General features: G+C 42.2%; 9 protein-coding genes. 4 read left to right on the top strand and 5 right to left on the bottom strand.

The window, feature by feature from the left end; all coding sequences use genetic code 11:
* Window positions 1-37 precede the first annotated feature (37 nt).
* The 5 genes from MSI_RS06360 to MSI_RS06340 all read right to left on the bottom strand — a co-directional run bounded on the left by MSI_RS06360 (window position 38) and on the right by MSI_RS06340 (window position 7,800).
* On the bottom strand, window positions 38-3,244 hold the full coding sequence (locus MSI_RS06360; protein ID WP_009104919.1) for a glycoside hydrolase family 2 TIM barrel-domain containing protein: 3,207 nt from the start codon (window positions 3,242-3,244) through the stop codon (window positions 38-40).
* A gap of 31 nt (window positions 3,245-3,275) precedes the next feature.
* Complete coding sequence (locus MSI_RS06355) at window positions 3,276-4,169, bottom strand: family 16 glycosylhydrolase (RefSeq protein WP_009104917.1); 894 nt, start codon at window positions 4,167-4,169, stop codon at window positions 3,276-3,278.
* 52 nt (window positions 4,170-4,221) lie between these two features.
* The gene (locus MSI_RS06350) at window positions 4,222-5,868 is read right to left on the bottom strand and encodes an extracellular solute-binding protein (RefSeq protein WP_009104916.1); all 1,647 of its coding nucleotides are present in this window, start codon (window positions 5,866-5,868) and stop codon (window positions 4,222-4,224) included.
* 61 nt (window positions 5,869-5,929) lie between these two features.
* The gene (locus tag MSI_RS06345; RefSeq protein ID WP_009104914.1) at window positions 5,930-6,808 is read right to left on the bottom strand and encodes a carbohydrate ABC transporter permease; all 879 of its coding nucleotides are present in this window, start codon (window positions 6,806-6,808) and stop codon (window positions 5,930-5,932) included.
* A gap of 14 nt (window positions 6,809-6,822) precedes the next feature.
* Complete coding sequence (locus MSI_RS06340; protein WP_009104913.1) at window positions 6,823-7,800, bottom strand: sugar ABC transporter permease; 978 nt, start codon at window positions 7,798-7,800, stop codon at window positions 6,823-6,825.
* 228 nt (window positions 7,801-8,028) lie between these two features.
* Here MSI_RS06340 and MSI_RS06335 point away from each other — a divergent pair, with 228 nt between their 5' ends.
* From MSI_RS06335 to MSI_RS06320, 4 genes are all read left to right on the top strand, one after another.
* On the top strand, window positions 8,029-9,045 hold the full coding sequence (locus MSI_RS06335; protein ID WP_009104911.1) for a PLP-dependent cysteine synthase family protein: 1,017 nt from the start codon (window positions 8,029-8,031) through the stop codon (window positions 9,043-9,045).
* Between the two features lie 109 nt (window positions 9,046-9,154).
* A complete protein-coding gene (locus MSI_RS06330; RefSeq protein ID WP_009104909.1) occupies window positions 9,155-10,639 on the top strand; it encodes a nitrogenase component 1 in 1,485 nt (494 codons plus the stop codon).
* Window positions 10,640-10,730: 91 nt separating this feature from the next.
* Window positions 10,731-12,050, top strand: a complete 1,320-nt coding sequence (locus tag MSI_RS06325; protein ID WP_009104907.1) for a nitrogenase component 1 — start codon at window positions 10,731-10,733, stop codon at window positions 12,048-12,050.
* 16 nt (window positions 12,051-12,066) lie between these two features.
* On the top strand, window positions 12,067-12,872 hold an 806-nt coding region (locus tag MSI_RS06320; protein WP_039924451.1), incomplete at its 3' end, for a LysR family transcriptional regulator.

Here is a 12,872-nt window from a genome sequence, read left to right as displayed (position 1 = left end):
TGTGTAAGCAGGCTCTTAAGAGCCCGCCGATTTTTACTTAAAGTCCAACATTCAGATATGCTGTAACTTCCATATATTTTGCTCCATCAAGAGAAGCAGTTGCTGTTTTGTGATAAGCATATGGAAGTGCACCGTAAGAATCCTGACTGTACTTACCAAAGTTAGTTCCAAGAATCTTCAAACCAATGCGGTTCTTAGTATCAAGGAAGGAAGGTTTCTTAAAGCCGTAAGCAATGTCAAAGCTGTACTGGAGAGGATATGTCCAGTTCTGTTCGCTCATCCAGCCTTCTGGGCCCCAGCCGTTGATTGTTGCACTTGCACTTGTAATCAGATGCTTGTAACGGAGGGCAAGAGAACCACCATAGAAAGTGATGTTGTCTGGATCTCCGTAGTAAGTAACTGATGGTGCAAGGTGACCTACATTCAAAGTAGTAATAATTCTTAAGTTATTTGTAGGGTTTGTAACAAGGCGTGCTCCAAGTCTCCAGAGATTTCTCTGAAGAGGCATGTTATTGTAAGCAACCCAGTTATCACCTCTTGCCCAGGTTCCGTCATTACGCTGAGTAACATTACCCTGGTTATCCTTGTAAGGAAGAAGGTCTGTTTCATCTGCAAAGAACTTGTAAAGTCCTGTGAGGGAACAAGCAATCAAAGAATTTTCTGTTTCGTTGTTATCCCAGTTGTGGAAGTATGTACCTCCCTCTGGATCGAAGGTGAATACAGCTTCAATTTCCATAGATTTGCGGTTACCTTGTCCTACATAGAAAGGATCTCCTGCAACAATGCTTCTGTCTCCAGTTGGTCCTTCAATTGGGGCACGCATTCTGAAAATAGGTTTGAAAGAGAATGGACCGTAAGCAAAGTCAAAGCCAGTCTGAATTTCAATTCTGTTTCCAGCACCAGAGTCCCCTGTAAAGAGTCCGCTGTAAACTCCGGCAGGGTTTGTATCTGCAACAAGACCACGATAAATTCCGTTTACATAAATATTTGTGTAGGGAATCAAACCTGTAGAAAGCGATACATAGCCACCCAAAGTATCAAGGGCTTCAATCTTCTTTGGTTTTCCGTTTTTAGATGTATAATCTGCACCAAGCTTTTCATTACCAGCGTGAAGAATACCAAGCTTAAGGGCAGCATATTTGTTGAAGTAGAATTCTCCGTAAAGAGAAGCCTTTCTTCCGCTACCGTAAGCGTTTTTAGGTTCTTTTTCCTGACGTTCGCTCTGTCCGAATTCTTCTGTGTAAATTCCGCCAAAGTTAATCCAGGTGAGCCAGTTCATTCCTGTATAGAAGCCTTTGTAGTAGTTTGCAAGTAGCTGAGGACGTGCATAACCATAAATCTCAGGTCCACCGATTACTTTAAGTCCGCTCAAGAACTGTTTTCCTACGAATTCTGCTGCAATCGGAGCTTTGTCGCCGTTTGTGTCATAACCTATGATATCAAAAGCATCCTGAGTAATATTGAAGATATCACCAGAATCTGCATAGCTTGCATGACCTGTGTGGTAATAACCGTTAAGGTCAAAGTATTTTCCCTGATATGAAGCGTCAGCGGCATAAAAATCAAAGTATTTTTTGTGGTCGTAAACACTGTCGCCATAAGGAACTTTATCATAATAGCGGAGCCAGTGGTCGTGAAGACGGCCATAAGGTTCACCAGTAAAGGCCTTAAATGTAGCAGAACCCTTTACATTTTCAACAGGATTCATTTCTACAGCAAGTGTAGCCTCTGCCTGGAAGGTAGGTTTGTTTTCTACAGCTTCTGCATGTTTGTCTCCGTTTTTTATAGTCGGGTCACTGTAATCTGCATATTTGCTGTCTCCATAAAATCCGTTTGGATAGCGGAGTGAATCATGCCAGTTCTTACCGTCTTTAATATCGCTTTCCAGATAGTTGAGGAATACTGGAATTGTATACTGAGTAGAAACCTCAAGTGATTTAACTCTGAAGGCCTTGTTCTGAGTAATGTCTTCACGAATTGAGTCAGCATTACCACGGGCAAGATAGAGTGATTCATCAAGATTTTTAAAGAAATCTTCAATTTCTGCATTTGTTGAATTATAGAAAGAATGTTTCCACAAATCGCAGAAGAAATAGTAAACTGCACGAGGCACGCGCTTATTTACGCCGTTTACAGTTTCTGTACTGATTGCGCAAAGACCAAACCACTCCTCATTCATGTTGTTCAAACCATCTTTCCAGTCAAGGGAATAACCTGAATTTGACCAGCTTGCGTTTGTGTTGTGAATATCAATTTCTTTCCACTGATATACTTTCCACCATTCATCAATCCATTCAAAAAGGAAGGCACCCAGAACATTCTGATGACGTCCCTTTCCGTATGATTCCTGGTAAACTTCTTCCCACTGGCTCTTGTAATACTGAAGCTGAGCCCACTGATCTTCCTTCTGAGTGCGGGCATTAAATGCATCTGCACCACATTCTGTGAAAACGGCAGGTTTATCAAGTTTTGTCTGAACGTCTTCATAGAAGGCATCGTAGAATTTCCATCCGCGGTAAACGTTTGAACCAAAGATATCAAGAGAAGGACAAAGTTCTGCAATCAAATCGATGTACTGAACATCACCGTTTACAATTCCAACCGGGTGATTTGGGTCAACCTCGTGCATTACCTTCATAGCTTCTTCAAACATAGTGTAAAGGTATTTTGCTTTAGCACGGTGCTGTTCACCAACAGGAAGGTTTTCAATTTCTGTGCTCGACCATTCAAGACCGTAGTTTGATTCGTTTCCAAGCATGTAGAAAAGAAGACCGCGAACATTTTTGTACTTTTCTGCAGTAGAACGAGCCATTTCAATCAAAGTTTCGCGTGTGTCTTCGTTCTGGTAATCTGTAGGGAAAGTCCACTTTCCTTTTACAGTTACTCCGTAGCGGCCCATAAGGTTGTTGATAAGAGTATAAATTCCGTATTTGTCGTAGATGTATTCAACCCATTTTGGAGGAACATCGTCAAAACTTCGGATAACGTTTACACCCATTGCCTTGAGCATTGGCATATCTGTTTCCAGTGTGGCATAAATGAATTCATCTTCCATTCTCCACAAACTGTAGTTGTAATCTTTTCCAATTGGGGTATTACTCCAGGTAATACCCTTTACTTCGACTTCTTTACCGTCGTCGAACATTCGCCAGCCTTTGGCATCTTTTTTAACTTCAACTTTTGCAAAAAGAGAAGTAAGACCCAGAGATGCAAAAGCAGCTAACGCAATCAGCTTTTTTTTCATAGTTTTTTCCTCTTTTGTTTGCCTTTTTTAATTACTGATAAACCCTTACATAATCGATTAAGAATTCTGCCCCGCTTGAAGCCAGAGAAGCTGCATCCGAAGTACCGCCAAGGTTTCCGCCAATTGCAAGATTCAAAATTATGTAAAAGTCCTGGTCATAAGGCCAGTCAACATATCCCTTTCCATTGTTGTAATAAGACTTCTGTTCAACTCCATCGTAATAAGCAGTAATCTTTTCAGAATCCCACTTTACGGCAATTGAATGCCAGTCATTAGCCAGGTTATCAATTACTTTTTTACCGATACTCTTAGGAGTTGCACCGTAATGACCCTCTGCATGAAGTGAAGAGAATACTCTACCCTGTCCCTGTGTTGAAGGAGCGTTTTCCATGATGTCAATCTCGCCACTCTTAGGCCAGCTACCATAAACGCTATCCTGTGGCATCATCCAGAAGGCAGGCCATGCGCCTTTTTTATCTGTAATCTTCATGCGGGCTTCAATAAAGCCGTATGTCCAGCTCTGTTTTGAATTCATGCGGGCACTTTTCCACTCGCCGTTTTCTTTATATGCCTTGATTTTAAGTACGCCATCTTCAACCACTGCGGTTTTAGCTTCGGTAGTGTTGTCAATGTAATTCTGTAATTCGTTATTACCCCAGCCACTTTTACCAGTCTGATACTTCCACTTAGAAGTGTCTGGAACTCCTGAATAATCAAATTCATCGCTCCATACCAGTTTCATACTTCCGCCGCTACCAAAATTTATTTCCTGAACAATTTCTGAACCCTTACCTACTGACACTGTTTCTGTTTCTTCTTCATTTTCTGGTAAAAAACCGCAGGAGCCTGCTGAAAATGCCATCAAAGCACAAAATATAGACATGTAAATTGCAGTTCCGTATTTTTTATGTCGATTAATTTTCATTTTCTTTTTTCTCCTGTGTGGGAAGGCCCGGTAAAAGCCCTCCCCTTTTTATTTATCTTGCAAGTTTTGCCTTGTTTTTCTTCATAAGTTCAGTCTGTGCAGCCTGAATCTTTGCGTATCCCTTGTCGTATTTGAACTGATTGAAGTTATTAAGAATCTTGTCGAATTCTGCTTCGCTTTCTGCGCGGATAAGGTTAGAAAGTTCTTTACCCCAGCGGCGCTGAATTTCCTGATAAATCAAATCTTCATCTGAACCAACAGGAAGTGTAAGTCCGTCATATACTGCATAAGAGCGAACATATGGACGAGTCCAGAGCTGTGGCTGAGCAAGAGATGGAGCATATTCAACACCCCACTGTGCCTGCCATGCTGTATCCATAAGCATCCAGTAGGTGTAAAGAACACCAATCTCTGTTTCCTGCTTGTTCTTGTCGTTTGAATCAAGAGATTCTACTTCTGGAAGAAGTGTTGGAATTCCATCTTTAATAGTGTAAGTTTCGTTTGGAATACCAAAGTTTGTATCCATCTGACCTTCTTCACTGATAAGATAAGTAAGGAACTGAATTGCACGAGCCTTGTCTTTACATTTTTTGCTGATAAGGGTAACTGTCCAACCTGCGATACTTCCACCTGCAAGCTGAGGATCATCTCCACGGCTATTCTTAGGACCGTCAACTGCAACATAAATTGTGTTAGGGTCACGAGCATAAAGAGCATTCTGTGGAGCCTGCATATCCCAGTTCTGGTAGAGCATACAGAAATAACGTCCCTGAGCGGCTTTTTCTTCAATCTGGCTGCGTTTGTCTACAAAAATATCTGTTGGAATAAGACCTTCTTCATGTGCCTGGCGGAACATTTTGAGCCAGCGAACATATTCTGGATTTTCTGTAAGACCAAGAGAAGCATCTGTGTACTTTCCGTCATTTTCTGGATTGATTGCAAGGAAGTGAGAAAGAACGCCCTGAAGCTGGCTGTTTCCTACATCAGAGAATTCTGCAGTTCCAAAAGGAATGATAGGAAGTCCGTTGATTGTAGGGAACTTTTTCTTTGCTGCGCGAAGTGCATTGAGGAATCCCTCTGGAGTTGTCATATCAGGCTTTCCAAGGGCTTCGTACAAATCTTTTCTTACAAGGAAAGTTTCATTTGAAGTAAGTTTTCCTTTGTATGTTTCATAGTCAGCCGGTGTAAAGCTTGCATTTGGATAACCGTAAACATGACCGTCTGCCTGGCGGTACCAGCCTAATTTATCAGGGTTTGCAACCTTAAAGAAATATGGATCATATTTTTCTGCAAGTTCATCAAGTGAGTAAACAAGACCTGAATCAATCATCATAGGAACCTGACCTTCGTACCAGCCCAAAGTAATCAAATCAGGAAGTGCATCACCCGCAATCATAGTGTTGAGCTTTTCAGCCTCATTACCAGCAGGAACAATAAAGTTTACGTTTACGCCTGTTTTTTCTGTGATATATTTGCTGACCTTTGAGTCGCCCCAGTGTCGTGCAAACCATGAAAAGTTGATATACCAGTCAAAAGTTATAGGCTTGTCTGCATTAAGCTTCCAGCCCGCTGCATCCTTTGTACCCGCAAGAGTACCTGTCTTTCCATCTGCTCCCTTGCCGCAAGACATCATTCCTAGTGATGAAAGCGCAAGAAGCCCAAGTATTGAACTTTTCAAAATCTTACTGATTTTTTTCATATTGACCTCCAATTTTTAGTCAGTGATTTTTTTGCCGTTTTCTTCTATATATATAGTATTTTTAGCCCTTAATTGAACCAATAAGCATTCCCTTAACAAAGTACTTCTGCAGGAATGGATATACACATACAATCGGGAAAGTTGTTACAACCATGGTTGCAAGACGAACCGACTGTGAACTTACCTGCTGAGCAGAAATACCTGCCGGTAAACTTACAACTGCCTTAGATGCAGATGCGCTGGCAACAATGCGGTAAAGGAAAGTCTGAATTGGCTGCAAGTCTGCATTGTTGATGTACATAACTCCTGTAAAATAATCGTTCCACTGCCATACACCGTTGAAAAGAGCAATTGTTGCAACAACCGGCATAGACAAAGGAAGGATAATTCTAAAGAAGATTATCAGATCGTTTGCCCCGTCAAGCTTTGCTGATTCTTCAAGACCAACAGGAAGCTCTCGGAAGAATGCCATAAAGATAATCATGTTGTAAAAGTTGAACATGCACGGAATGATGTAAACCAGGAAGTTGTCGTACAAGCCGATATTCTTAAAGAGGATAAAAGTCGGGATAAGACCGCCTCCAAAGAACATTGTGATTGTTCCGATAATCATGTAAACCTTGTTTCCCAGAATGTGCTTTTTTGAAAAAGCGTAAGCAACCATAGAAGTAAAGACAACGCTGGAAACAGTTCCAAGCAGGGTTCTCAAAATTGTGATTCCAAAAGCCTTGATGATTGACTTATCCTGGAAAACTGTACGGTAGCTTTCAAGAGTAAACATTCTTGGCCAGAAATAAACGCCGCCTCTTAAAGTATCTTCTGAATTATTAAAAGAAACGATAATTGTATACCATACCGGATAAAGGGCGATAAAACACACCAGAACCATTACAGTATTTATAATTACATTAAAGGGGGTATTACTGTTTAATTTTCTCATTTTACTACTCCTGACTAGAACAGTGATGTTTTATTCACTTTCTTTGTTACCTGGTTTGCAATGAACAAGAGGATAAATGCAACCACAGACTTGAACAAACCAATTGCCGAGGCATATGAATATCTCATACTTCTCATAGCGGTCGTATAAGTGTAGATATCAATTACATTTGATCTTTCTGAATTCAATGGATTCCACAAAACAAAAATCTGATCAAAGTTAGAATTAAGAAGTCCACCTACCGCAAGAATGAACATGATGATAATTGTTCCCTTAATTGAAGGCAGGGTGATTGAAAAAATCTGTCGAAGGCGGCTTGCACCGTCAATTTCGGCAGCCTCATACATCTGCTGGTCAATTCCGCTGATAGCAGCAAGATAAATGATTGCAGACCAGCCAAGTTCCTTCCACAAATCAGAAATTACTACAATAGCCCAGAAGAATTTCGGATAAGCAAGATAAGAAAGAGGTTTTCTCATCAAACCGCTATTTACAAGCAGCTGATTGATAAATCCGTTTTCATCAAGCCATGAAGTAAGAATACCGCCAAGAACAACCCAGGAAAGGAAGTGTGGCAAATAAGAAATTGTCTGAATACTTTTCTTAAAACGGTCGCTGCGAACCTCGTTCAAAAAGATTGCAAACACGATTGGAAGAGGGAAACAGATAAGAAGTTTAAGAAGACTGATTCCCAAAGTGTTTACCATAACGTTTGCAAATTCCTCATCCTTAAAGAAGTTGATGAAATGCTGGAAACCGAAATGATCAGCCCAAGGTGATTTCAAAAACTCCATGCTGAAAAGAGGAGTTGTTATACGATAGTTTTTCTTAAATGCAATCAGCAGACCATACATAGGTGCGTAATTGAATATCAGCATCCAGATAAGGCCAAGCCATGCCATAATCTGCAGCCACTTTTCGTCTTTTAATCTTTGCCAGACTGTCTTTTCTGCCAAAGCAGTAGCCTGACCAATCTCGTTATTTTTTTTCATGGGTTTTACCTCAGGATTGAGTATAGGATAAGTTACCCTCGAATGGTAGGAAGTACCCTTTCAGAATGGTTTCTATTTTTCGGTTTTACAAAGCCTACACTACCAATACAGCAGTAAAAAACACAAATTTTTACATAACCTATTGACTAAGTAGGTAAATAATATTAAATTACTCTTACCTACTGTATTAGTAGGTAATTAAAAAACTAGCAGCAGGAGATTTGTTATATGGGGAAAATCTACAATTCAATTACCGAACTTATCGGACACACACCATTAGTTGAATTCCACCGTCTTGAAAAAGCGCTTGGATTAAAGGGCCGCATTGCGGGAAAACTTGAATACTTCAACCCGGCTGGTTCTCACAAGGACAGAGCAGCGCTTGAAATTATTGAAGAAGCAGAAAAACGCGGTGAAATCAGCCCGAAAAAAACAACTCTTGTTGAATTTACTTCAGGAAACATGGGAATTGGTATTGCGGCTGTTGCAGCGGCAAAAGGCTATAAGTTTAAGGTTGGAATCCAGAACGGAGTTTCTATTGAGCGCAAAAAGCTTCTGGAAGCTTACGGTTCTGAACTTGTTAATCCGCCGGAAGATTTGATTAAGGGCGTTTTTGAAAAAGGAATTGAAGCCTTTAACGACGTTTACCAGTGGATGCTTGATACAACTCCAGACAGCTGGACAACACGTCAGCTTTCTAATCCTGATAACCCTGGCGCCCATTACCGCCACACTGGTCCTGAAATCTGGGAAGACACAGACGGTAAGGTTGATATTTTTGTAGGTGGTGTTGGAACTGGCGGAAGCACTCACGGTGTAAGCAAGTTCTTAAAAGAGAAAAATCCTTCTATTAAAACAGTAATCGCACAGCCTGATAAAGCTGATGTTGAGCACCCGGTAGTTCAGGGCGTTGAAGACGGCGGTTTCCACGGAATCCACGCTGTTCACGATGAAAACGGCCTGAACCCAATGGCTCCTACAAACTTCAACGACAAGGTTGTAGACGAATACGAAACTGTAACTTACGCAGAAACTTTGCGCGCAATTCACCTGCTGGCTCACTATGAAGGAATCTTTATCGGTGCTTCAAGCGGTGCATCACTTGCAATTGCTATTAAGCAGGCACTTAAGGATGAGAATAAGGGCAAACTGATTGTACCTCTCTTGCCGGACAACGGTGAACGTTATTTGAGTGAAGACCTTCAGCGCGTACGTGAGGACGTAGAGAAAAAGGCATCGTTCTAAAAGCAGGCGTTGCGGGCGGCGTTTGAGCCCGCAGAGGGGGTAGCGGAAAACTGCGAAGCAGGTTGGAGCGAGGGGGAGTCCTCCCCCACCCTTATATATAGGAGCAAATATGGCAATTAATACAAACTCATCCAACGTGGCAACACGCGAAAACCGAATCGGGTCTATTACGGGCTACGTTGGAAACTTAAAGGATCTGGCAGAAAAATCTGAATGCGGAAGCCTCAAGGGCTGCTCACGCTGCTTTTCTCAGTCCAGCACCTGTCTTTCATCCTGCGGACTCAGCCAGCTGGCAGCAATCCGTGACGTAGCGGTAATTCACCACGGACCGGCAGGCTGTTCGGTTGCCAGCGCGGGAAACTACTACCTGGACAAGGTAATGGCAAAAAAGCGCGGCGTTACAACCAGCACAGTTTACGTTGGAACAGACATGAACGAGCAGGACACAATTTTCGGCTCAACTCAGGCTCTTGGAAAAATTATCCGTGAAGTAAACAAACGCTACTCTCCAAAGGCGATTTTTGTTTCCAGTTCATGTGCGACCGGAATTATCGGTGAGGATATCGACAGCGTTGTGGACGAAGTTCGTGACGAAATTGATGTGCCTGTAGTTGCGGTTCACTGCGAAGGATTTAAATCGCGAATCTGGGCAACAGGCTTTGATATTGCAGACCACGCAGTTTTGAGTTCGATTGTTCAGCCACCGCGGGAAGGCGTTAAATCAAATAAAATCAACTTTAAGAACTTCTACGAAAGTGCCCGCCCGGAAATCATCGAAATCTTTAAGAACTTCGACCTGGATCCGGTTTTCCTCTACTGTAACTCGACTGTGGAAGAACTTTCCCACATTTCAGAATCACTTGCTACAACCTGTATCTGTGGTACTTTGGGAAACTACCTTGGAAACGGTCTGGAAGAAAAATACGGCGTTCCTTACGTGCGCTCAATCAACCAGTGCGGTATTGTGGGCTTTGAAACCTGGCTGCGCGAAATTGGCCGCGTAACCGGACGTTCAGAAAAAGTTGAAAAATACATTGAAGAGCAGCGGGCTATCTATATTCCTCAGATTGAAGAAATCAAAAAGGAATTGAAAGGCCTTCGTGCGGTAATCGGAATGGGTCCCGGCTATACTTTTGAAGTTAGCCGCGTTTTGAATGAACTTGGCATTGAAGTTGTGTGGGCACTGGCATGGCACTACGACAAAAAATACGAAAACGGCGATGTTCCTCCTAGCATGAAGTATCTTCTGGAGAATAACATTAACTTTGAAGCCAGCGTTTCTGACCAGCAGAACTACGAGGTTATGAATATTCTCCACAAGTACAAGCCTGATTTGTATTTGTCGCGCCATCCGGGTTCCACAGTATGGGCTATTAAAAACGGAACAAGCGCTGTTTATGTTGCCGACGAATATATGATTTTCGGCTATAAGCACACGTTAGAGTTTGCAAAGTCGATTCTGGATTCAATCCGCAACCGCAGTTTTGAACAGAACCTTGCAAAACGCGTAAAGCTTCCATACACCGACTGGTGGTACAAGCAGAATGTTGATGCTTTCTTTGATTCAAACAACACACCAAAAGAGCGAGGGTGAGAGAACCTGCTGGTCAGGTTCTTGATAAATAGCAGAGCGTTAAAAAAATTGCGAACAGCAATTTTTAGCTCTACCACATTGAGGTAATAAAATGGCAAAACTCTTAGACAAACAAAGATATAAATGTGCGCTTGCTTCTATGCAAACAGTTCAGGCGATAACACGCGCAATTCCGGTTCTTCATTCAGGACCGGGCTGTGCTCAGAAACTTTCAGACGGAACAGGAAGTTCGGGATATTTTTCTCCTAACATCTTCCCTTGTACAAGTATCAACGAAAAGGACGTAGTCTTTGGCGGTACCAAAAAGCTTAAGAGCACAATCGAAAACGCCCTTAAGGTTATTGATGCAGATTTGTACGTGGTTCTTACCGGTTGTATTCCTGAAATCGTTGGTGATGACTCGGGCGAAATTGTAAGTCAATATGAAGATGCTGAAAAACCAGTAGTTTACGCAAATACTGCGGGCTTCAAAGGTAACAACTACAGGGGGCACGAGCAGGTTGTAGATGCAATCATCGATCAGTATCTTCCAAAAGTTGAAGGCGTTGACGGAAAGAACACAGCAAAAATCAAAGGCCTTGTAAACATCTGGGCAGATGTTCCTTATCAGGATCTCTTCTGGCTTGGAAACCTTCGCGAGCTGGAAAATCTTGTACGCGAGCTTGGACTTACTCCAAACACAATCTTCGGCTACGACCGCGGAATCAAAAACATCGATCTGGTTCCAAAGGCAGAATTCAATCTTTTGATTTCTCCCTGGGTCGGCCTTAAAAACGTTAAAAAGCTTGAAAGCAAATTCGGAACTCCTTACCTGCACTACCCGGTTCTTCCAATCGGTGCAACAGAAACAAGCAAGTTCCTGCGCGCAGTTGCAGAGTTTACAAAAGTGCCATCAGAAAAAGTTGAAAGCATAATCACTGAGCACGAAAAGTATTTTTACTACATCATTGAACGCTATGCAGATCTCTTCCTTGAAAACCGCGTAATCAACAAGCAGTTCTCTGTTGTAGCAGACGCTCACTATGCCCTGGCAGCAACAAAGTTCCTTGTAAACGACCTGGGACTTTTCCCTGCAAAGCAGTTTGTAACCGACGACACTCCAAAAGAGCACCAGGAAGCCATCCGCGCCGAGTTCAAAAAACTCAATTACGGCTTGGAAGCTCAAGTTGATTTCAACACCGACAGCTATCTGATTCACGAAGAAATCAAAAAGCACGATTACCACGGATATCCTCTGGTTCTTGGAAGCTATTTTGACAAGGAACTGACCGGCGAACTCAAAGGAAACTTTTTGAACATTGCCTGGCCATTCCAGGACCGAGTCGTAATGGATACTTCTTACGTTGGCTACCGCGGCGGCATCAAGCTGATAGAAGATATCTATTCGGTTGCTGTGCAGCGTTTCAACTAATTTCTTCTATTATATAATGACAATTCAGCAGATTCGCTATTGTTTGGGAGTCGCAGACTGCGGCTCCTTTAACAAGGCATCCGAAAAACTTTTTATTTCTCAGCCCTCCCTTACAAGCAGCGTTCATGACCTGGAAGCAGAACTTGGTTTTGCAATTTTCAGACGAACCTCGCGGGGAACAAGCCTGACCGAAAAAGGAAGCGACTTTCTTTCGGATGCCAAAGCTCTTTTTCAGAACTATGAAAACCTTGTAAAAAAATACACGAGCGCCGTAAAGAAAAGCTTTTCGGTATCTGCCCTCTATTACGAATTTGCTAGAATTGCCTTTATAGAAGTCGTAAATAAATTCACCCGCAGCCAGTACGATTTTTCCTTTAGAGAAATGCGGGCCCTGAGCGTAATAGACGACGTTGCCACAGGAAAAAGCGACATAGGAATCCTTTACCTGAGTGACAAAAACCGGGAAGAAATTACAAGGAGTTTGGCACAAAACAGTCTGACTTTTACTCACCTTACAGAATGCAGCGCCTTTGTTTACATCCACAAAAATCATCCTCTTTCCAGGAATGAATGGATTTCTCTGGAAGACCTGCTTCCCTATCACTTTGTTACCTTTGATACTGACGACGTAAAATCCTTTTTCTCAGATGATATAATCAAAAACTATAACCTGGACCAGCCCATTACCGTTGCCGACCGCGCCACAGAATTAAACCTCTTAAAAAACTTAAACGGCTTCACCTTCCTTTCAGGCGTTCTTTCCGACGAAACCCGCAACGAAGAAACCGAAGATTTTGTAACCATTCCCCTCAAAAATCCGAA

Source organism: Treponema sp. JC4 (assembly GCF_000260795.1).
In the GTDB taxonomy this organism is placed as follows: domain Bacteria; phylum Spirochaetota; class Spirochaetia; order Treponematales; family Treponemataceae; genus Treponema_D.
This window is presented reverse-complemented; position numbering and strand designations above follow the sequence as displayed.